This window comes from Parapedobacter sp. ISTM3 (assembly GCF_016533505.1).
Taxonomy (GTDB): Bacteria; Bacteroidota; Bacteroidia; order Sphingobacteriales; family Sphingobacteriaceae; genus Parapedobacter; species Parapedobacter luteus.
On the sequence record NZ_JAENGN010000007.1, the window covers coordinates 132313 to 153751 of the forward strand.

General features: G+C 50.3%; 17 protein-coding genes. 4 read left to right on the forward strand and 13 right to left on the reverse strand.

What is annotated here, in order from left to right; translation table 11 throughout:
- Positions 1 to 5 precede the first annotated feature (5 nt).
- From JHJ32_RS11545 to dusB, 3 genes are read left to right on the forward strand one after another with little or no spacing between them, the layout of a single operon-like run.
- A complete protein-coding gene (locus JHJ32_RS11545) occupies positions 6 to 671 on the forward strand; it encodes an aminodeoxychorismate/anthranilate synthase component II (protein ID WP_079717142.1) in 666 nt (221 codons plus the stop codon).
- Positions 672 to 677: 6 nt separating this feature from the next.
- On the forward strand, positions 678 to 1472 hold the full coding sequence (gene trpC, locus JHJ32_RS11550) for an indole-3-glycerol phosphate synthase TrpC (protein ID WP_079717141.1): 795 nt from the start codon (positions 678 to 680) through the stop codon (positions 1470 to 1472).
- Between the two features lie 43 nt (positions 1473 to 1515).
- On the forward strand, positions 1516 to 2508 hold the full coding sequence (dusB, locus tag JHJ32_RS11555) for a tRNA dihydrouridine synthase DusB (protein ID WP_079717264.1): 993 nt from the start codon (positions 1516 to 1518) through the stop codon (positions 2506 to 2508).
- Here the strand turns inward: dusB and JHJ32_RS11560 are convergent.
- The 8 genes from JHJ32_RS11560 to JHJ32_RS11595 all read right to left on the reverse strand — a co-directional run bounded on the left by JHJ32_RS11560 (position 2505) and on the right by JHJ32_RS11595 (position 13241).
- Positions 2505 to 4010: a lipopolysaccharide biosynthesis protein gene (locus JHJ32_RS11560; RefSeq protein ID WP_200121051.1), complete on the reverse strand. Its 1506-nt coding sequence runs from the start codon at positions 4008 to 4010 to the stop codon at positions 2505 to 2507. The genes dusB and JHJ32_RS11560 overlap by 4 nt on opposite strands.
- Positions 4011 to 4028: 18 nt before the next feature.
- Positions 4029 to 4328, reverse strand: coding sequence for an acylphosphatase (locus JHJ32_RS11565; RefSeq protein ID WP_370584507.1), 300 nt, complete (start codon positions 4326 to 4328; stop codon positions 4029 to 4031).
- Between the two features lie 131 nt (positions 4329 to 4459).
- Complete coding sequence (locus tag JHJ32_RS11570; protein WP_079717139.1) at positions 4460 to 5305, reverse strand: endonuclease/exonuclease/phosphatase family protein; 846 nt, start codon at positions 5303 to 5305, stop codon at positions 4460 to 4462.
- A 2-nt stretch (positions 5306 to 5307) separates the two neighbouring features.
- A complete protein-coding gene (locus JHJ32_RS11575; RefSeq protein WP_200121052.1) occupies positions 5308 to 7074 on the reverse strand; it encodes a RagB/SusD family nutrient uptake outer membrane protein in 1767 nt (588 codons plus the stop codon).
- An 8-nt stretch (positions 7075 to 7082) separates the two neighbouring features.
- The gene (locus JHJ32_RS11580) at positions 7083 to 10574 is read right to left on the reverse strand and encodes a TonB-dependent receptor (RefSeq protein WP_079717262.1); all 3492 of its coding nucleotides are present in this window, start codon (positions 10572 to 10574) and stop codon (positions 7083 to 7085) included.
- A gap of 205 nt (positions 10575 to 10779) precedes the next feature.
- Positions 10780 to 11988 (reverse strand): FecR family protein, encoded by a 1209-nt coding sequence (locus tag JHJ32_RS11585; RefSeq protein WP_200121053.1) that lies wholly within the window; start codon positions 11986 to 11988, stop codon positions 10780 to 10782.
- A gap of 109 nt (positions 11989 to 12097) precedes the next feature.
- A complete protein-coding gene (locus JHJ32_RS11590; protein ID WP_079717136.1) occupies positions 12098 to 12655 on the reverse strand; it encodes an RNA polymerase sigma factor in 558 nt (185 codons plus the stop codon).
- Between the two features lie 169 nt (positions 12656 to 12824).
- Positions 12825 to 13241, reverse strand: a complete 417-nt coding sequence (locus tag JHJ32_RS11595) for a hypothetical protein (RefSeq protein WP_200121054.1) — start codon at positions 13239 to 13241, stop codon at positions 12825 to 12827.
- Between the two features lie 126 nt (positions 13242 to 13367).
- On the opposite strand from JHJ32_RS11595, the gene JHJ32_RS11600 reads away from it, so the two are divergent.
- Positions 13368 to 14723 (forward strand): RNA methyltransferase, encoded by a 1356-nt coding sequence (locus JHJ32_RS11600; protein ID WP_079717134.1) that lies wholly within the window; start codon positions 13368 to 13370, stop codon positions 14721 to 14723.
- On the opposite strand, the gene JHJ32_RS11605 is transcribed toward JHJ32_RS11600, so the two are convergent.
- From JHJ32_RS11605 to mutL, 5 genes are all read right to left on the reverse strand, one after another.
- On the reverse strand, positions 14718 to 16046 hold the full coding sequence (locus JHJ32_RS11605) for a PhoH family protein (RefSeq protein WP_079717133.1): 1329 nt from the start codon (positions 16044 to 16046) through the stop codon (positions 14718 to 14720). The genes JHJ32_RS11600 and JHJ32_RS11605 overlap by 6 nt on opposite strands.
- A 700-nt stretch (positions 16047 to 16746) precedes the next feature.
- Positions 16747 to 17871, reverse strand: a complete 1125-nt coding sequence (locus JHJ32_RS11610; protein ID WP_200121055.1) for an endonuclease/exonuclease/phosphatase family protein — start codon at positions 17869 to 17871, stop codon at positions 16747 to 16749.
- The gene (locus JHJ32_RS11615) at positions 17871 to 18752 is read right to left on the reverse strand and encodes a rhomboid family intramembrane serine protease (protein ID WP_200121056.1); all 882 of its coding nucleotides are present in this window, start codon (positions 18750 to 18752) and stop codon (positions 17871 to 17873) included. The genes JHJ32_RS11610 and JHJ32_RS11615 overlap by 1 nt, the downstream gene beginning before the upstream one ends.
- A 103-nt stretch (positions 18753 to 18855) precedes the next feature.
- On the reverse strand, positions 18856 to 19587 hold the full coding sequence (locus JHJ32_RS11620; RefSeq protein WP_079717129.1) for a rhomboid family intramembrane serine protease: 732 nt from the start codon (positions 19585 to 19587) through the stop codon (positions 18856 to 18858).
- Between the two features lie 15 nt (positions 19588 to 19602).
- Complete coding sequence (gene mutL, locus JHJ32_RS11625) at positions 19603 to 21435, reverse strand: DNA mismatch repair endonuclease MutL (protein ID WP_200121057.1); 1833 nt, start codon at positions 21433 to 21435, stop codon at positions 19603 to 19605.
- Positions 21436 to 21439 lie beyond the last annotated feature (4 nt).

Genomic DNA, 21439 nt, shown 5'->3' on the forward strand with positions numbered 1-21439 from the left:
CGACAATGAACAACCCACAACAATCATCACCACGGATATTGGTGGTAGACAATTACGACTCTTTCACCTTCAACCTCGTGCACCTCCTGCATGAATGCGGGCATGATGCCACGGTATGGCGCAATGATAAGTTTGCGCTGGAAGATGTAGCGGCTTTCGACAAAATCCTGCTTTCGCCCGGGCCGGGCATTCCGCAGGAGGCCGGATTACTGCTTGATGTCATCCGCGAATACGGGCCAACGAAAAGCATTCTCGGTATCTGCCTTGGCCAACAGGCCATCGCCGAAGTGTATGGCGGCTCCCTTTATAATCTTGCCAAGCCAGTACATGGTATGGCCATGCCGCTATCGGTTACGGTATCTGACGAGCCCCTATTCAGCGGCCTGCCGTCCTCGTTTTCCGTAGGACGCTATCATTCCTGGGCGGTATCGCGGGAGCAATTACCCGATGTCCTCCGCATCACCGCCGAGGATGACTACGGAGTCATCATGGGCCTCTCGCACCGCACATTGGATGTAAAGGGGCTACAATTCCATCCCGAATCGGTACTCACCCAATATGGCAAGGAGATGATTGCCAACTGGCTGTCGTCAACACCCCAGCATCGATCACCGATCACCGGCCACCCTTCACTGGCCGCAGATCACCCTTCACCGACCATTGACCACTGAAAAAAAATGACTATCTTAGATACCATCATCGCCAAAAAAAGACAGGAAGTCGAACAGGCAAAAGCAACCCTTTCGATAACCGATTTGGAAAGGAAACCGCTATTTTCCCGAGCATGTTTTTCGCTGCGCGAATTTGTATTGTCGCCCGGCAAAAACGGCATCATCGCCGAATATAAGCGCGCTTCGCCATCCAAGGGAATCATTAACGATCGCTCACCCGTGGAGGAAGTCGTTGCCGGCTACCAGGCCGCCCACGTGTCAGCAGTCTCCGTACTTACTGATTCGGAGTTTTTTAGCGGCAGCCTCAATGACCTGACGGCCGCGCGTGACGCACTGCTTATTCCCCTGCTCCGTAAGGAGTTTATCATTGACGAGTATCAGCTGTTTGAAGCCAAAGCGCATGGTGCGGATGTTATCTTGTTGATTGCGGCGGTCCTCCGGCCAAGTGAGATCAAGTCGTTGTCTGAAACGGCACAATCACTGGGCCTCAGCGTCCTACTGGAAGTGCACGGACACGACGAACTCGACCGCAGCATCATGGACAGCGTAGATGCCATCGGCGTAAACAACCGCAACTTGAAAGACTTTACGGTATCACTGGAGCATTCGCTGGGACTGGCCGATTCGATTCCAGACCGGTTTATCAAGGTTTCAGAAAGTGGCATCAGCAATGCCGCCACTATCAAGCGGCTGCGCCAAGCAGGATTCCAAGCCTTCCTGATTGGCGAAAATTTCATGAAGACCGGAGATCCCGCACAAGCCATACAGCACTTCGTTGCGTCTTTGCAGTCATCCGATTAGCAAAAATTTACGTATTTTTGCACCGGACATCAACGATCCTTACATGACTGTCAAAATAGGCAATATTGATCTCGGTGAATTTCCACTGCTCCTTGCACCGATGGAGGATGTCAGTGATCCGCCTTTCCGCTTTGTATGCAAACAAAACGGGGTGGACATGATGTACACCGAATTCATCTCGTCGGAGGGGCTCATCCGCGACGCAGCCAAAAGCCGACAGAAACTGGACATATTCGAATACGAGCGCCCCATCGGCATTCAGATTTTTGGCAGCGACATCGATACCATGCGCGAAGCAACGGAGATTGCCTCTCAGGCGGGGCCGGACCTCATCGATATCAACTATGGCTGCCCCGTCAAAAATGTGGCCTGCCGTGGGGCCGGAGCCAGCCTGCTGCAGGATATAGACAAGATGACGGCCATGACCAAGGCCGTGGTGGGGGCCACGCATCTGCCCGTGACGGTCAAGACGCGCCTTGGTTGGGACGATAACACCAAGAATGTGTATGAGGTCGCCGAACGCCTTCAGGATGTCGGCATTCAAGCCTTGAGCATTCATGGCCGCACACGCGCGCAGCTTTACAAGGGACAAGCCGATTGGCACCTCATCCGGGAGGTAAAACGCAACCCCCGCATCCAAATTCCTATTTTCGGCAATGGCGACGTCGACAGTGTGGAGAAGGCTGCCGCATGGCGCATGGAGTATGAAGTAGACGGCATCATGATTGGCCGTGCATCGATTGGGTACCCGTGGATATTCCGCGAAATTAAGCACTTTTTCCAAACAGGCGAATACCTCCCTGGCCCCACCATTGCCGAACGGGTGGCTGTCTGCCGCACACACTTCGAGAAATCCATTGCGTGGAAAGGGGAGAAAACCGGTGTCTTCGAAATGCGGCGTCACTACGCCAACTATTTCAAAGGCATTCCGCATTTCAAGGAGTATCGCATGAAACTGGTTTCCCTTACGGCTATTGCCGACATCCACGCCGTGCTCGATGAAATCAGTGAGCAGTTTGAGCCCGAATGGGCTTAACGAGCGCTTCGCTTAAAAACCGCCAGCAACATTTTCCGCTCCAGCAGAAGCGTCACGCCAATAAACCCCAGGAAAAGGAGGTTTCCAACGTATACATTCCTATCGAAGACACTGAAGGACAGCCAGCAGATGCCAGCACCTGCCAAGATATAGCCCAATGCCTTGCCTACCCGATAAGGAATGGGGTATCGCTGCTGTCCCCAGAAGTAGGAAAGTGCTACCATACAACAATAAACGACCAGCGTAATCCAGACCGAGGCAACATAGCTATACCGCGGGATGAACACGAAATTGAGCACCAAGGTGATGACAGCGCCAATACCTGAAATATAAAGACCAAAGCGCGTCTGATCCGAAAGCTTATACCAAATCGATAAATTTACATAAATACCCAATAAAACATAGCCCATAAGCAAGATCGGGACAATGTGCAAACCCGACCAATAGAGCGCCATGTCCGCCTCGCTTCCGCCGCGTATAAAATATTTCAGCCATTCGATATTGACCGTGATGCCGACCATCACCAGTACCATGGCAATCACAAAATAATCCATGATGATCGCATAAACGCTACGGGCATTCGCATTTTTTGCGTAGCTGAAAAAAAACGGTTCGGCCCCCAGGCGGAATGCCTGTACGAAAAGGCTAAGAAAGACCGCAATGCGGGAGACTGCGCCATATATGCCGTTATCCACCTCTCCTGCTTTTCCCGGCACCAGGAGGGGGATCATCATCTTATCGAGGTACTCGTTGATGATAAACGAAATGTTGGCAACCAATACGGGAAAGCTGTACGAAAGCATGTCAACCAGAAGCTTGCGATCAGGCCGTAGCCGAATCTTCCGCAGTTCAGGAAGCAGAAGCACGAGCGTAAGCCCGCTGGCAGCAAGATTGGCCAAAAAAACGTAGCCCAACCATCCCTGTCGATACCACCCTTCAAAGTAGGGAACCCATGCGGGCATGTGGTGCAATGCCCACGGAATAACCACGATAAACAGTAGGTTGAGCCCCACCAACGTCAGGACATTCAGGAGTTTCACCACCGCAAACCGAATCGGGCGCCCGTCGGCCCGCAGCTGCGCAAAAGGTATAACAGCCAATGCATCTGCCGCCAGAATGACCGCAAAATAGCGAACATATCGAGGATAGTCGTCGCCCTGACCACCATTGTCGAGCCATGCTGCGATAGTCGGTGTAAATAAAAAAACGGTAATGACAAATAAGACGGAAACGAACAGAATGACAAGGAAACTGTTGCTGAGAACCCTTTCCTTGTTGTTTTCGTGCTTCTGTAGGTATCGGAAAAAGGTGGTTTCCATTCCGAATGCCAGAACAGCCTGTACCATCGCCGCCCAACTATACAAATGGGTGAAAATGCCATAAACAGCCGTTGGAAACTTCCTTACGAACAGCGGCGTCAGCACAAAGTTGATCAGCCGCGCAACGATGGTGCTCAGCCCGTAAATAGCGGTTTGTCCGGCAAATTTTTGAAGTACAGACAAGTTCTTAAAACATTACGATCAGTCACGCGATTTCCTGATGACCTCAAAGTTACGATAGTTTTTCATTTCGCCTTCCTCGCAATCGACTTTTTCGACTACCGCCCCTTCGGGCCCCTCCTGGCACCATTCCAAGAACGATTCAAGCGCAAATGAATCGCCTTCCGCTTCAATATATACGGTACCTTCAGGTTTGTTTCGGGCCGTTCCTTTCACGCCCAGCTGGTCAGCCACCGCCTTGGTCGTCAGTCGGAAATACACACCCTGCACTTTTCCGTACACCGTGATGTTGAGGTGTTTCAGCTCATGTTCGTTTGCCATTGCCGGAGATCGTAAATTACCTCCAAAAATAAAAAGTATCACCGAAAAATGCGTTGCGTTTCTCAGATTAGCAATCACTTGTTAAAAAAATAGGCAAATAGTCCAATGTCCTATTTGCCTAACCTGACTTATCAGCGTACTAAACGAAGGGTTGCTACCACAGGCAGGTGATCCGATGGATACCGTTGATCCTTCGCATCCGTCAGCACGGCATATTTCGTCACTTCAAAGTGGTCACTTACCAATACATAGTCTATGCGGTTGCGCAACGGGGCAGTAAACCGGAAGCCGTTTGACGTGCCCACAGGTCCGTAAGGAGGCATCTTGGTAGCGCTATAGGCATCGTTGAGCAAGGCCGACAGGCCTTTAATCTGTTCCGTTTCGGGCGTGGAGTTGAAATCGCCGGTACAGATAACAGGCAGCTCCCCCGCGATTTCCTTAATTTTCGCCACCATCAGCTTCCCTGATTCTCGGCGAGCAACCACCCCTTGGTGATCAAAGTGGGCATTGAACACGTAAAACGCCCTTTGAGTGTTTTTATCGGTCATTTTTACCCATGAACAAATTCTGTTGCAACACGTGGCGTCCCATCCCAGTCCAGGTACTTCCGGAGTTTCGCTCAGCCAAAAATTGCCGGAGTCGATGATTTCGAAGCGGTCTTTCTTGTAAAGGATAGCCGAGTGTTCGCCGCCTTGTTGGCCGTCGTCGCGCCCAGCACCGAAATAGGCATACCCTGGCATTTCCAACAGATCGTTGATCTGATGGATAAATGCCTCCTGCGTGCCAACGATATCGAAATCGTGATATTGGATAAGTGCTTTGACGTTCGCTTTGCGGTGCGGCCAGGCGTTCAGGCTATCGCGTGGCGTGTCCATCCGCAGGTTATAGCTGGCAACGTTTAAGGTAGACCGCCGTTCCTGTGCGTTAACCCCGCCCAGCAGGGTTAACGACATTAAGATGATGAAGAACTTGTTCATCGTTACCATCCCGGATTTTGGCCTAATGCAGGATTCAGTTCGCGGTCGGCCTGTGGTATCGGGTACAGGTATTTCCGGTCCTGCCACTCGCGGGGCCCCGGATTGTGAATCACCTCTCCCGATGTGCCGTTGGAAAGCTGCGCACGCCCCGCTGCCGTGGATGGCGATACATCCACAAAAGCCACTGATGGGTTGGAAGGTGCCGGGCGGCTGCCCTGATAAAAACAAACATCCATTATGCCATCCTCATTCAGATCGTATTCGCCCAATGCGGGCACATACATGCCGTTCATCGGAGCGCTTTCGAACAGATCGCCGAGGCGCCACCGCCTTAAATCATCCGGGCGAAGTCCTTCAAACACCAGTTCCACTGTTCGTTCACGGATAACTTCCAACAGAATCGGGTCGGTAAACCGTCCTTGGTAGTAGGACAACAGATACGGATCAGCCGAGGCGGGCAATGTCGTCAAGGTTGGTCCGGTAATGCCAGCACGGGCGCGGATCGCTCCAATGGTTGCCGACCAGTCGGCAATGGTCATGTTGCCCAGTTCAGCCAAGGCCTCGGCTTTATTCAGCAACACTTCGGCCCAGCGCATGATGATGTGTGCATTGTCATTTCTGCTTTCATCATCATAAGGAAAACGCTCATCGTAACACCACTTGATGGGTTGGTAGCCAGTGAATGTCTGGTTAAAATTGGGCGGCGCGATGACGGGGACGCCATTTTCCGTGCGGTGGTAATCGCCCGACCGGATGGTCTGCTTCAGCCTCAGATCGCGGCCTTTCACTTCCTCGGCAAACGGGGTGGTCCGATAATCGGGATCATCGGTAAAACGTGTGCCGTCAAGGTTGAGGTACATGTTGACGAAGTTGCGGGTGAGGCTGGGCCGATTGCCAAAGGTGGGGCTGATAAACCGGCGGTTTGCCGAGCTGAACACCTGTAAGTTGGCGTCCAGGGTGACGGCCAGTATGGTTTCATCGGCATAAGGCATACGGGTGATGAATAATTCGCGGTAAGACAAGCTTTCATTGGCCGATTGGTGCAGCGTAAACCCGGTAATCCCGTTGGCTGCATCCACTACATGCTGGAACCAGGCGTTTGCCGTAGCTTGCATCTCGTACTGGCCGTGGTATTTTCTGAAGGACGCCTCAAAAAGGCAAATTCTCGTCTTATACGCCCGAGCGACATTTTTGGTGATTCGGGTACACGTCGGATCGGTTTCCAGCGCAATGTTTTCGATGGCAAAATCCAGATCGGCCAGCACATGGTCCATCACGGTAAAGCGGTCCGTACGTGAGCCGTATAAGGTTTCCGAATCGTTGACGTCGATCGTCTTATCGATCCAGGGCACATCGCCAAAACGCCTGACTTTTTCAAAATAAAACAGCGCACGGAAAAACCTCGCCAAACCCAGAAAATGGTTCCTTTCGGCAACAGTGCTTTGCTCCGCATTTTCAATGAAGTAATTGATGTTGCGCAGTGCCGTCCACGACCATCCACTGCTGGTTATGGGACTCAATGCACCGGGTGACAATAGGTTGTCCACGCCGTTTCGTGCGACGACGTCGGAAACGTCATCGCCGTTAAAAACACCTTGGTCTGTTCCGGGCAGAATGTCGTAAAATGAATTGGCATAAAGCTCCATGCCGCTTGCCGATCCAAAAATAGCCTGATTCGTGGCAGTATCTACGGGAATTTCCTCCAGGTTACAGGACGCCAATGACAAGCTCGCCATGGCGATCAGCAAATATTGAAAAATCTTCATCATGGTGATCGTTAAAAATTAAGTGTTAATCCTGCCGAGATAGAACGCATCATCGGGTAGTTGTAGCCGTCCCCGCTATTTCCCCCGCTCAGATCGCGGTCAGAGCCGTAAATACTGGTGACGTCGGTATCGCGGGTCCATTTATACATAGGCGACCAAGTCCACAGGTTTTCGGCCGAAAGGTATACCGTCAGCCCCTTGGCATGCAGTTTGGATAAGGCGCGTTGCGGAATAGCATACCCCACCTGCAGGTTGCGCAACCGGATGTATGATGCATCCTGCAAGAAGCGATCATTGGCTACCTGCAATGCCCGCCCGCTTCCCTGGGCGATATAGCCCACAAGGCGGGGCAAATAGGCGTCAAAATTACCGAGCTCTTCCCGGAACATGTTATCCTGGTGCCAGCGCGGATATTGATTATACGGGCGGTTATATTGCCCCCAGAACCGTGCTTCGGCAGACGGATACCAGTCTTGCTTCAGTACTCCCTGGAAAAATGCGGAGAGGAAGAAACCGTTCCAGTCACCAGACAGGTTGATGCCGTATGCATACCGGGGTTCGGAGTTGCCGATGATCGTCTTGTCTCCCGAATTGCCAACACGGTTTTCCCCATGGAAAATGACGTCATCCCCATCCAGGTTGACAAACTTCAGGTCTCCGGGATAGTTTCTCCGAGTATTCGTATTCGGGATGTTGTGCTGTGAAGGCGAATTGGCAATTTCCTCTTCCGAACGGAACAGCCCTTCAACGCGGTAACCCCAGATTTCCCCTATCCGTTGCCCGGTATAATGAGGGAGCGCAAGGCTCAGCTCCTGGTTGTTGTACTTGGTGATGGTTGCATAAGAGTCTGCCATAAAGACTTTAATGCCGTAAGCGAACGGCTTGCCGGCCATTTCAAAACGGTCCTGCCAATTTACGGTCACTTCCCACCCGGTAGTTTCCAGGTCGGCATAGTTACCGCGCGGTACGGCGGTGCCGTAGATAGCCGGCAGGGTTGGGCCAGCGGTAAACATGTCGGACGTCCACCGGCGATAAAGCTCGCCCACGAATTGCAGGCGGTTGTTCAAGCTTCCAATATCCAGCCCGATATTCCCGGTTGTCACCGTTTCCCAGGTCAAGCCTGCGGGAATCACACCGGGTTGTCCGGTTTGCTGCGGACGGATGCCATTAATGATCCGGCCGGACTGGGAAATCCTGAAATTTTCGGTGAATTCGTACGGGTTGATATTGCCGTTGCCCAAGGAGCCGTAAGATGCCCGCAGTTTAACGTTTGACAGGACCGCGGGATTGACGTTCCAGAACGATTCTTCCGACAAACGCCACCCGACGGATGCAGAGGGGAAGAACGCCCACTGCTGATCAGTCGGGAATTTCGAAGAACCGTCGTAGCGGCCCACAAGCTCAAGCAGGTAGCGCTCTTTGAAATTATAGTTCACCCGGAAAAAGCCGCCTGCGATGGCCCATTTCTGGTGTCCACCTGTGGTTACGATCCCCTGCCCCAGGGCAAGGTTGATGTCGTCAGCATCCTCGTACACGATACCATTTCGCCGCACGGTCAGGTTTTTGTACAACGATTGCTCATAGTTGAAGCCGGCCAGCAACGTAAGATGATGTGCGTCGGCAAAATTTTTCACGTAGTCCGCGTACAGGTTGGTCGCCAGGTACTCGGTGGTTCGGCGACGTTCCTCCAAGTCGTTCGTATTGGTTCCCGTATAGCCGGTTACTCCCTCAAAACGGCTGTAGGGTACCTGAACCCGCTTCTGGCTGGATCCGATATCGTTGTTCTGAAACGTAAAATCGCCGCGCACGGTCAGGCTTTTATCAAAAAATTCAGCCCGGAGTGCCGTGCGGTTGCGCAGGAAGCGTTGTTCGGTGTCTATACCATTCCGTCCGATATAATAGTCACCCACGGTATACGCTGCGGAGAAAGACAACGAACCATCCGGATTCAGAAGCGGTGCAAGGGGGTGCCCTTCGTCTGCCATGTTCCGCCAGATGCCACTGCCTTCACCGACGTTAAGCGGTTGGAAGTAACGCATTTTGGAGTATTCAGCATTGTTTTCGACCTGTAGCCAAGGCGTCAGTTGGATCGTACCCTTCGCACGGAGGTTGTGCATGCTGTAGTCGTCTGAGTTATATCGGTAAAGCCCATCCTGCCCGTTAAAGCGCCCGCTGACATAAAACGATGCTTTATCATTGCCTCCGGTCAGTGACAAGTTATGGTCCTGTGCGAAAAACCGATCTTTCATAAGCTCACGGTACCAGTCCGTGCTATAATAGTATTGGTATTCGCCGGTAGCGGGATCGACCTCGACCCGGGGTAGGGAGGGGTCTTCCCAGCGCCGTTTTATCTCCTCCAGGTATGCCGGTGAAAACGGAAGGGTTTTATTGACAGCAGTTGGCGTATTTCCATTGTCATTCCAGCGCGACCAGGCATCACTGAAGCCTTGTGCCCAGGGATATGAATCGGTTATGTTGTCAGGCACGGCAGTAGGCGCCCGTGACGAAAAGTTGGTCGAATACGTAATTGATGTGAGTCCTTCGACCGCTTTCTTGGTGGTGATCAATACCACACCGAACGCTGCCCGTGCTCCATAAATAGAGGCGGAAGAAGCATCCTTCAGTACCGAGATGCTTTCGATGTCGTTTGGGTTCAGCATCCGCGGATCGCCCTCTACGCCATCGATCAAAACCAACGCACTGCCTTCTTGGCCAACAGACGTCATGCCCCGTACATTAAAAGCCGGAGACTGGGTCGGTTTCCCGTCCAACAGCTGGATATTTAAGTTGGGGACGACCCCAACGAGTCCTTGGGCAACGTTTGTAATGGGTCGCTTTTCCAACACTTCAGGACCAATCTGGTCAACGGCGCCGGTAAGGTTTGCCTTGCGCTGTGTTCCATAACCCACCACGATCACCTCATCCAGGCCGCTCACCTGCTCACGGAGGGAAACATTGATGACATTGTCGCTTGAAACAGGTAGTTCCTGTGAAGCATAGCCAATAATTGAAAACAAGAGAGACTGATCGCGGTTGGGTAAGCGAACGCTGTAATAGCCGTCCGCTGTGGTAGTTACCACCGTTTTGCCGCCCTTAACAGCGACGGTGACCCCCTCCAAGGGCTGCCCTTGTTCATTCGTCACCCGCCCGGTAATCACAATCTCCTGGACGTTTCGTTTTCTTGTGCCCGCTATGGTGGGGTCGTAGCCGGGGATACGGGTGATGATGATGTTTTGCGACACCAGCTTATACCCCAACCCCTGTCCTTTGAGGCTTTCTGAGAGCGCCTCTTCAATTGAAGCATTTTGAAGATTAATGTTGACCGGCTTGGTATTCCGGATGATGTGTGCGTCGTAAAAAATATGATAGCCTGTTTGCCGCTTGATGTCTTTAAATACTTCTATCAGCGTTACCTGGTTTTTCTGAAGCGTAATGCGTTGGGCATATGTAAAGGCACTTACCTGCAAGCAGCTGATTAACAACAAAATACAGGACAATTTCATAGCCAATAAGTAGTTGGGCATCACACATTTACGAAGACAATTGTAATGTGCGGTAAAAAATTTATACATTTGAATAGGGTTTATAGAAAAAATTCATTCGATTTCTTATTTCATTAAATCCTTTGGCCCAAAGCCACGCGCATCAGGAGCGGTCGCAACGCTCCTGATTGCCTTTTAGCCTCGGTTACTGTCTCCACTTAGGCTACTATGTCATGACGATTACCCTCCTTCCTGTAATTTTGAACCGGATGGATCCGGTGAGCGCTATCGTTTTCAACAACGTTTCGAAATCTTCAAACCGTGAAATGGTACCCCCGAAATATTTGTTAGCCATATCACCTTGATATTCCACTTCGATATCATACCACCTGGCAATAACATTCATGACCTGGCTGATATGTTCGTCATCGGAAAACGCAAAATACCCATTTTTCCAAGCGATGTACTGCTCCACATCCACTGAACGGATTTTCGTTGCCGCTCCCCGCACCACGCTTTGGTCACCGGGCTTTAATACATCCAAATGGTTGGCGGCCAAATTCCTGATTTGGACGGAGCCTTCCACCAAGGTAGTCTTTACGTCGGATTCGTCGGGATAAGCTGCTATATTAAATTGCGTACCAAGAACCTCTACGGTTTGATTCTTTGTTTTCACCACAAACGGTATTTTTTTCTGCCCGCGTACTTCAAAGTACGCTTCGCCTTCCAGTTCGACGATACGTTCGCTCCCCGTAAAGCTGCCTGGGTATTTCAACGTAGAGGCCGAGTTGAGCCAAACATTGGTGCCATCAGATAGGGTGATTTGGTAGGTGCCGCCCCTGGGAGCGGTTATCAGCATCGGCTCCCGCACTTCATTTTCGCCCGAATGCCCCTGTCCTCCATCCACAACTACGCTTCCATCCCCATAGGTAATCCGGTCGCCCATGACGATGCCCGAATGGTCCGAACTTAAGTCAATTTCTCGCCCGTCGGCCAATGTCAATACCGCCTTATTGCCTCCGGGGACAATGGGCTGCTCAATATCCACCACAGCAGCCTGGTCTTTCTTCGCCTCCCGGCCGGGCCAACGGCCATCACGGAAAAGCAAAATACCTGCGCACAGCAATGCGGCGGCCCCGGCCAACCAGCCCCAGTAAAGGCTTCGCTTGAATGGTTTTGCTGCCATAGGCTGCGCCAACGGTGCATCGGGCGCCTCATTTACATGCCGGAGGATACCTTGATACATGGCGTCACTGGAAGCCGGTGCTATCGGCTCATCGTCCATCCGCTGCCATAGTTCATCGACCACGTCACTTAAGGCATCATCCATGCGCTCATGCTGCACATACTGCTTTAATTCCCGCAGCTCATCTGCACTGATTTCATCGGCAAGATAACGTTGAAGCAAATAGCGTAAATGTGCTCTGTCCATCATGGTACGTCCTAAATATATACGAGCAGCACTGTCTTTCCGAACGAATTACTGCAATTATATAAGAATAAACGGATGGAATGGGCGGATGGACTATCGGTTCATATATTTTTTACCAATAAATCATCCCTTGTTGGGTAAAGCGGAGTTTTAGCGTCCTTAATGCATTGACCATGTGGTTCCTCACCGTATTGGGCGAAATCTGCAACCGTTCTGCTATTTCGTCATAGGATAGCCCCTCATCCCTGCTCAACGTGAAAACCTGCTGTTGCTGGGCGGGCAGCGAATTGATGGATTCCCGCGCAAAACGATTGAGATCCTCAAAGAAAACGGTTTCTTCAGTGTTGTTCGTGGAATTAGCAGCGAACACCTTCACGTAATCCGAGGCATTGGTTTCCGCCAGCTTCTTCCGAAAATGGTCTATGGCAAGCCGTTTAGCGATTAAGTAAATATAGGGATACAATGGTTGTTCGCCATCCAGTTTGTGCCGGTTCATCCATAGGGAGATGAACGTTTCTTGCAACACTTCTTCGGTTTTCGCCGTGTCTTTGAGCAAAGCAAGAATCAGCCTGTAAATCCGACCATGCAATTGATCGTAAATTGCCCTGAAAGCGGCCTCCTCCCCGTCACGCAAACGGGCAATCAACGCTGGATCGACACAGGTAGACATGGCAAATTATCTCCTCGTTTGAATTTGTGGATTATCCTTGGTGCCAACAAACATAACGCTATTTTTTAAACCACACAAGGATATGTTTCGCCAACAAAAATAGGGGGGTTAACTAAAGTTTGTATGCAATTCGTATTAAGTTTATGTTAGCAGCGGCAATGCATGCCATTCACGGCGCCGCATCTACTTTTTCCACCACCGCTACGGCACGCTTCCCCGCCGCAGGCAAAAGCACAAGGTAATAATAAACAATAAAACCGATGCCAAAACTGAATGGTATAGCCGTGTAATATCGAAGCGAATCGTGTTCAGGCCAGAAAAATTCAAAGGTCATCCATGTGCAGTTGGCACATATCCAACATAAAATGGCCAGATTGTGATACAGCTCACTCTTGATGTATCGGGTTTGGATGGTTATTTTGACGGCCAACAGCAGCGTCGGGATGACCATCACCATGCCCAGGGGTTGCCAGAGCATGGCCCAGCTAATGTCTTTGATTAACCAAAAAACGATATGTAAGTTTTCCGAAAAACGGAAACGAGCCGGTACTTGATAGACGGGTTCGTCTGTTAATGGTGGTTGCATGTACTGATTTATGTAATTTTGAAAGCCATCGCCGGAACAACGAACTCCTTTCAGGGTTCGAAAATATTTCTTTTCACACACATACGCAAGGGTAGGACCGGATTAAATCCTTAGCTTTGTATCCACATGAGCAACATCATACCGCCCGCGCTGGTTCGCCGATTAGGTAATCTCGCCGGGTTTGACACCGTGGCTTTTGAGTCCGTACATGAGCGGGAAGGGGGTGTTACGTCCATCCGGATTAACCCAGCAAAAGCCAGTAAGCTTGATCTCGCCTCACTTGACCGGGTGCCTTGGTGCGACAACGGCTTTTACCTGCCCGATCGCCCTATCTTCACCCTGGACCCGCTGTTTCATGCCGGCTGTTATTATGTCCAAGAGGCGTCCTCGATGTTTATTGCCCATGCGATAAAAACGCTGGCATTGGACGGCCAACCGGTGGTGGCACTGGACCTTTGCGCGGCACCCGGCGGCAAAAGTACGCTGCTGAATACGTACCTCCACCCGGACAGCTTGCTCATTGCCAACGAGATCCTGAAGGCCCGGGCGACCGTTTTAGCCGACAATCTCGTGCGCTGGGGACAGGCCAACACCATTGTCACCAACAATGACCCATCGGCATTCCGTCACCTGCCCGGCTATGTCGATATCATGCTGGTGGATGCTCCTTGTTCTGGGTCGGGCATGTTTCGCAAAGACCACGATGCGATTACGGAATGGTCTGAAGCGGCGGTACTGCTATGCAGCGAACGGCAACGGCGCATCCTCGCCGACAGCTTGCCCGCGCTCAAGGAGGGGGGTATACTGCTGTATTCCACTTGTTCCTATTCGGTTGAAGAAAATGAAGAGATAGCCGACTGGCTTTGCGAGAACCAGGGTATGGAACCGCTCGGCATCCCCATCAACGAGTCATGGGGCATTGAACAGACGCTGTCAGACAAGCATGCATGCCCCGGCTACCGGTTTTATCCGCACAAGCTGCGTGGTGAAGGCTTTTTCCTGGCCGCTTTCCGCAAGAAAGGCCCGCAACCTTCTTTTGATCGCCGCAAGCTGAAAACCGAAAAAAACTCCATGCCCAAGGAGCTGGAAAGTTGGATCAGGGAATTTGGGGCATTCACCGCGTTTACAGTAGGCAGCGACTTGCACATTCTGCCCAAAAGCCGTGAGGTCGACCTACGTATCGTCCAGGATATGCTCTACCTGCGTAACGCTGGCACCCGCGTGGGGAAACTGGTCCGGGGTGAGCTTATTCCGGCACACGACTTCGCATTAAGCGTTGAGCAAAGTCCGGGCATCCCCAAGCTGGCGCTGGACAGGGAGCAGGCACTGGAATACCTCCGCAAGGGCAACCTTTCGCTCATGCACGACCGCAACGGCTGGGCATTAGCCACATACGAAGACGTCCCGCTGGGCTGGGTGAAAATACTCCCCAACCGCATAAATAACTATTATCCCAAGGAGTGGCGCATTGCCACGCTATAACAAATCATTCGCCAGGTTAGCCAACTCACTGCGTTCGCCCTTTTGCAGGGTGATATGCGCATATAGGGGATGGTTCTTCACGTTTTCGATCAAATAGGAAAGGCCGTTGCTTTCGGCATCAAGGTATGGGGTGTCAATCTGGTAAATATCGCCCGTAAAGACGATCTTCGTGTGTTCGCCAGCCCGGGAGATGATGGTTTTAATCTCATGTGGCGTCAAATTCTGCGCCTCATCGACAATGAAGAAAATTTTGGTAAGCGTGCGTCCGCGGATAAAAGCCAACGGGGTGATTGCAATTTTCTCCGTGGCAATCAGTTCGTCTATCTTTCCAAGCATCTTTTCGTCATCGGCATATTGCTCTTTGATAAAACGGAGGTTATCCCAGATGGGTGCCAGAAATGGATCCGTCTTTGACTTTGCATCCCCTGGCAAGAAACCGATTTCTTTATTGCTTAATGGGATAACCGGCCGCGTGATATAGATCTGCCGATAATTCTTCCGTTGCTCCAAGGCACTGGCCAACGCCAGCAATGTTTTTCCTGTGCCTGCATTGCCCTGAATACTCACCAGGCGGATAGCCGGGTCCAGTAGGGCGTGAAGCGCAAAGGCCTGTTCGGGATTTCTGGGTTTAATGCGGAATACCGGAGCCGTCGATACAGGGGCCAATGTTTGCGTGCTTTTATGGTAAAACGCGTTAAACGTTTTCCTACCCCGCTTCAGCACATAAAACTGGTTCGCGCCGATATGGTTGAAAGACGTACCATCCACCGCTACGGGAGCCCGGTTTTTCAGCGCTTCCACCAGCTCATCGGTTAAATCCTTTCGTACCGTTTTGCCCGTGTAGAGTTCATCCACATTTTTTATCTTTCCGGTTTCATAGTCCTCCGCAGGCAGGTTCAGCGCCTTGGCTTTCAACCTTAAACAGATGTCCTTTGACACCAGCACAACCTTCCTTGCAGGATTTTCTTCCATAAGTGTGAGGGCCGCGTTGATGATTTGGTGGTCATACTTCTCATTGCCAAAAATTTCCGCCGCGTCATTCCGTTGAGGCTTTCCGGAAAGAATAACCCTGAATTTGCCTTTGCTTTGCCCGTTGAGATGTACCCATTGGTTGATTAACTTCTTCTTGGAAAGGCCGTCTATCAACCGAATAAAGCTGCGGGCTTCGAAATTGCGGGTCTCATTGCCCCCCTTCATGTTGTCGAGCTCCTCAAGTACTTGTATGGGAACGGCCACATCGTGCTCCTGAAAGTTATTCAGCGCATTATGATCATACAAAATGACTGAAGTATCCAAAACAAAAATCTTGCGGGATGCTGTCATAGATAAGCTAATTTCCTTCCAATTGTGGACATAAAAATACAATTTTTTCCGACCACGTTTCCAAAAAAGGCATTTTTAGCAAGCGGAAAAAATGGGCCAATGCGTCAAGAATCGGTGTCACTTGTTGATAAGTCTGCCAGACTAAATGTGGAGAAAAGATAAAATCCGCCACAAAAGGTAGATTGATTGGAGCAATATAGCCGAATATGGGCGATATGGACCTGTGAATAACGGCCTGTATCTGAGTGGAAAACTTGTTAATAAAACAAATAGCTTTCCTCTTGACAGTCAGACTTTTTGTTATTACCTTAGTCTTTATCAAGTACGAAGTTCTTTGAATCGTCCATAAAGAAAGCATCCGAGATGAAGCAATACCTGATGGTTTTTGCTTCGGATAGCTTCAGCGATGGATTGGCTCCAAAGCATTATGCTACTGGAGATTTGCTGGTCCCCTAAGGGGGGCGGCCCAATCAAAGCATACGCAATGGATTTTGCGCAGTTCAGTCTCTATGGAGTACCATACATGCGGCAAAAGCATCATGTAAATGCGGCTTTCTGGCGAGCATAAGACAGGTGCCATCAAAGATACTTGACTTGATGCCTCAATTACAGCTACGGTTGTAATTAAGGTTAAAAACGGAGGATTCAAATCGAAAGAGGCGGTTCTCCGTTTTTTTATGAATTAAGGCTTTTATGAATTTTAAAGCTGCACATCCGCCCACACCGGATAATGATCAGAAAGCTTCGCTTTGATGATTTGATAATGATGTATCTTGAATTCCTTGCTTGTCAGGATATAATCAATTTGGAAGTTTGGGAAATCGCCGTTGTACGTTACTCCCCATCCACGTCCCTTTTCATGAAAAGCGTTCCGTAGCCCCGCAGAAACCCGATTTACAGAATAAGATAAAGGCGTATCGTTAAAGTCGCCCGCAATGATGTAGGGTGTTTCGCACGCACGGCTATGTTCACGGAGGGATTCGGCCTGGTCGCTCCGGGCACTGAAAGCATGTTTCAGGCGCGAACCGATACGCCGGGTGGAGGCTGCATCCTTTTCAATGGCTTTGGAAGGCCTTTTGATGAAATCGTAATCTTCTTTCTGAAAACCGAACGAACGTAAATGCACATTATATACCCGAAAAATCTTACCTCCTTTGTCTATATCGGCGTAGATAATCCGGTTCACCCCCAGCTCATGTTCGGGCAGATGACCTGAAGCGATAATCGGATACCGCGAGAAGATAGCGATACCATAAGCTTCATACTCATTTTCCGCTGTGGGGGAGATGTAATGGTATGGTGTCTTGATCTTCCGTTCAAAGGCCCGGGCCATTTTATATTGTCCTTTCTTGCGGGTATAATATTCCTGTATACACACAACATCCGGGGAAATGCTGTCCATCAGTTTCATGGCATCTTCCCAGATGGTGAGTTCGGTATCCTCCTGCTCAAAGGCCCTGAAGAAATGGACGTTAAAAGTAAGTAGCCGAATGGTTGCCGTGTCTTGCGATGTCACCACCGCTTCGGGCACCTTGCGGTTGAAGCCGATATGCTTGCTCAGGGTGTTCCAGCCGAATACGATGGCCAACAACGAAATGCCCGCATAGCGGGCCCGGAGTATCAACCAATAGACGACAAAAAGGATATTGATGACCAGCAGCGGCAGGTAAGCGATGCCGAAGAAAGCGATCGGCCAGAACGAGCGGGGGTTAATGTACGGGGCGGAATAACTCAGTAATAGCGCCAGGACAGCGATAATATTGGCCAACAAAACGGTTTTACCGAAAAAATTCAGTTTTCTTATACGACGTGATTTCCGTACCATCAGTACTCGTTTTGGCCCTGTTTGCTGGCTTTGAACAAAGCTTCTTTCTCGGCCTTGGTAAGGCTATCGTACCCGGACTGGGAGATTTTGTCCAATATTCGATCGATTACTTCCTGATTAGGTACCAGCGGCTCTTCATACGGCGATGTCATGCTGTCATTCCGCATCACCCGCAATTTCCTTTTCCTGCGCTCGGTGCCCAGCATGCGGCTCCAGTCCTGTCCATTCTGCAATCGCTTGATGTATATAAAGCCAAACAAAGCCCCGCCGATATGCGCGATACTTCCCCCGGCATTAAGACCGGAGATAGCCAATACATCGATGGCAATGAATGCCAATGCGAGATATTTCAACTTTACATTGCCAAAAAACAGCATCCGGATGGTGTAATCCGGCAATAGGGTAGCCGTTGCAAAGACAACCGCACTGACACTGGCCGACGATCCAATCATGACCGTGCGGAAAGCTTGTGCGCTGAACGCCGGAATCAGGTTGAAAGCGAGCAAATAAAGCAGGCCTCCCGCAATTCCGCCGGCAAGGTAGACAAAGACAAATTGGCGCTGCTTAAGAAAATCGAGGAAAATGATGCCCAGCCAAAACAACCACAACATATTAAAGAGCACATGGAACAATCCCTGCTGCGTAAACATGTATGTGGCAATGGTCCACGGCTTATACAGCCAGCCGGTGATGGATGCCGGAAGCTCCAACCACGACATCAGGTAGCCGGACAAAGGGACGTTCGTAATGCCCAGGGCCGTAACCAACGAAAGCAGATTAATGCCAACAAACACCAAGATGTTGATAGCAATAAACAGATACAGCGGATTCCCCGAGCGGAAAGCTTTATCCCATAGATCGCCAATCCATGACCTTTTCATTGTCGTGCTTTCTGTATAGTTGCCTGATAACAGTGGCTAATATAGGAAAAATTTTTTTTAATCATTTTTATTGAAGACACAACACAATCCGCTTTGTTTTATTTTACCAATAATTGGGCCGTCTGATACCCCACAGCTTAATGAGCAGAAATCCGAACAGCGCCCCTCCGATATGCGCAAAGTGCGCAATGGAGGTGCCGGTACGCGACACACCAAGAAAAAGCTCGATAAGAATCATCACCGGAATAAAGTACTTTGCTTTGATAGGCACCGGCAAAAAAATCAACATCAACGGTGTGTTGGGAAACAAGTACCCGAAGGCGATCAACAAGCCGTAGATTGCACCTGAAGCTCCTACCATCGGTGTGTTATAGATGGATACCAGCTTCTCAAAGCTTTCCTGTGTCAATCCCGGATGATTGCCATGCACGACTCCTGCAAGCATATCAAATCGCAACCAATCCCGTGCAGCCACTGTCCCCGCAATTTGATAAACCTCTGCTGCCTGCACACCAAATTGTAATACCAACGCGCCGAGCCCCGTAATCAGGTAATAATTTAAGAATCGTTTGGACCCTAATACCTGCTCAAGTACCGGGCCGAACATAAAGAGCGCGAACATGTTGAAAAAAATATGCGTAAATCCCCCATGCATAAACATATAGGTGATGATTTGCCACATTTTAAAAAATGGCGAGTCCGGATAATAAACACCGAAAAAGCGGTTGGCCTGCTCAAAAATCATCGTGCCGACAAAACAGATAATATTGATAATGAGAAGGTTTTTGACTACTGGCGGTAGTCCAGCAAATGGGGATGCGGAATTATTATACATGGTATTTCTATTCAATTAATCGCGTTCAAAACGCGCTGACAGTTCTTGCAATGTAAAAGTAAGGATTATCGGCTTGCCATTCAATGATACATTGGGCATTTCGCAGGCAAAGAGCTTATCTATCAATTCAGCCATGTCATCGGCAGACAGTGCCATGCCGGGTTTGATGGCCGCATGCTTAGCCAAACTTCTGGCCAGCTTTTCCCGTTTAGGCAGCTTCAGCGCAGCTTGGTTGTTTTTATAATCTTCAAGCAGTTGCTCCAATACCTGCCGTTCGCTCACGCCTGAGGTCAAATCAGCAGGGATGCCCTCTACCACAAACGTATGTTTGCCAAACTCCCTGATTTGAAATCCCAGCGCCTGAATGTCCGGAAGTAAATCCATAATCAATTGGAAGTCCGGACCACTAAGCGTCACGGTTTGTGGGAATAAGCTCTGCTGACTTGCTCCCTGGCGGTTTTCCAGCTGCTGGCAAAACTGCTCAAACAAAATACGCTCATGTGCAGCTTGCTGGTCAATCAAAATAAACCCTGAGTGGATTTGCGAAATGATGTACCTGTTATGCAGCTGGAAAGGTTGCTTCTTAGCGGGCTGCACATGCTCTCCCGGTACATCAGCATCGTTGCCATGGAGGCCAAGCTGGGTGTCCCCCTTTTTTTCCGTGATCTGATAAAGCGTATCCCAATTTTGGGGAATGGATGGCGATGGCGCTTGCTTCCGGCTACCCGATTTCGTGTGTTCAAAAGGGTTAAAATCAGGATTGAAGGTAATGGATGGGGGCGTAATTTCTTCCAGCGGTTTCGGACTGATCATGTGGCTGAATCCGGTTTCCTGGTTAAAGTCAAGCGTAGGTGTGATATTATATCGCCCCAACGAACGTTTCACCGCCGATTGCAGGATCGCATAAATCGCCCGCTCATCTTCATACTTGATCTCCGTTTTAGTCGGATGGACATTGATATCTATTTTTGCCGGATCGATTTCAATGAATAAGACATACAGCGGAAAGCTGTCCGGCGGAAGAATCCCCTCATAAGCCTTGACGACAGCGTGGTTGAGGTAAGGATCTTTCACGAAGCGGTTATTCACAAAAAAGAACTGTTCGCCCCGCGTTTTCTTCGCAAACTCGGGCTTTCCGATGAAGCCTTTCAGGTTGATGATGGTCGTTTCCTCCTCTACCGGCACCAGTCGCTGATTGTAGGTGTTCCCAAATACGTGAACGATGCGCTGTTTCAGGCTTTCGCCGGGCAAATGAAACAGCTCCTGGTCATCGCTGTGCAGGCTAAAGAAGATGTGCGGGTGGGCCAGAGCCACCCGTTGGAACTCATCCACGATGTGGCGCATTTCCACCGGATTGCTTTTGAGAAAATTGCGCCGCGCAGGAATATTGTAAAACAGGTTTTTTACGCAAATGCTCGTGCCCGCGGGAAGGGCTGCCGGTTCTTGCCGCGTGACCGCTGAGCCTTCGATTTCGATCAAGGTGCCCAGCTCATCTTCCACACGGCGAGTCTTGAGCTCGACATGCGCGATCGCTGCGATGGATGCCAATGCCTCTCCGCGGAAACCCATGGTCCGGATAGCGAATAAATCTGCTGCCTCACGGATTTTGGATGTCGCATGGCGTTCGAAACATAGCCGGGCATCGGTTACGCTCATACCGCAACCATTATCTATCACTTGAATAAGCGATTTACCGGCATCTTTTACAATCAGCCTTATTTTGTCTGCTCCGGCATCAATCGCATTTTCTATCAATTCCTTCACTGCTGATGCCGGACGTTGCACCACTTCACCCGCAGCAATTTGGTTGGCCACGGTGTCCGGCAACAGTTGGATAATATCTGACATGTTG

Coding starts and splice junctions, on each gene's coding strand:
- JHJ32_RS11545 (WP_079717142.1), top strand. CDS start 6: ATGAACAACCCACAACAATCATCACCACGGATATTGGTGGTAGACAAT.
- trpC (WP_079717141.1), top strand. CDS start 678: ATGACTATCTTAGATACCATCATCGCCAAAAAAAGACAGGAAGTCGAA.
- dusB (WP_079717264.1), top strand. CDS start 1,516: ATGACTGTCAAAATAGGCAATATTGATCTCGGTGAATTTCCACTGCTC.
- JHJ32_RS11565 (WP_370584507.1), bottom strand. CDS start 4,328: ATGGCAAACGAACATGAGCTGAAACACCTCAACATCACGGTGTACGGA.
- JHJ32_RS11570 (WP_079717139.1), bottom strand. CDS start 5,305: ATGAACAAGTTCTTCATCATCTTAATGTCGTTAACCCTGCTGGGCGGG.
- JHJ32_RS11575 (WP_200121052.1), bottom strand. CDS start 7,074: ATGATGAAGATTTTTCAATATTTGCTGATCGCCATGGCGAGCTTGTCA.
- JHJ32_RS11580 (WP_079717262.1), bottom strand. CDS start 10,574: ATGAAATTGTCCTGTATTTTGTTGTTAATCAGCTGCTTGCAGGTAAGT.
- JHJ32_RS11585 (WP_200121053.1), bottom strand. CDS start 11,988: ATGATGGACAGAGCACATTTACGCTATTTGCTTCAACGTTATCTTGCC.
- JHJ32_RS11590 (WP_079717136.1), bottom strand. CDS start 12,655: ATGTCTACCTGTGTCGATCCAGCGTTGATTGCCCGTTTGCGTGACGGG.
- JHJ32_RS11595 (WP_200121054.1), bottom strand. CDS start 13,241: ATGCAACCACCATTAACAGACGAACCCGTCTATCAAGTACCGGCTCGT.
- JHJ32_RS11600 (WP_079717134.1), top strand. CDS start 13,368: ATGAGCAACATCATACCGCCCGCGCTGGTTCGCCGATTAGGTAATCTC.
- JHJ32_RS11605 (WP_079717133.1), bottom strand. CDS start 16,046: ATGACAGCATCCCGCAAGATTTTTGTTTTGGATACTTCAGTCATTTTG.
- JHJ32_RS11610 (WP_200121055.1), bottom strand. CDS start 17,871: ATGGTACGGAAATCACGTCGTATAAGAAAACTGAATTTTTTCGGTAAA.
- JHJ32_RS11615 (WP_200121056.1), bottom strand. CDS start 18,752: ATGAAAAGGTCATGGATTGGCGATCTATGGGATAAAGCTTTCCGCTCG.
- JHJ32_RS11620 (WP_079717129.1), bottom strand. CDS start 19,587: ATGTATAATAATTCCGCATCCCCATTTGCTGGACTACCGCCAGTAGTC.
- mutL (WP_200121057.1), bottom strand. CDS start 21,435: ATGTCAGATATTATCCAACTGTTGCCGGACACCGTGGCCAACCAAATT.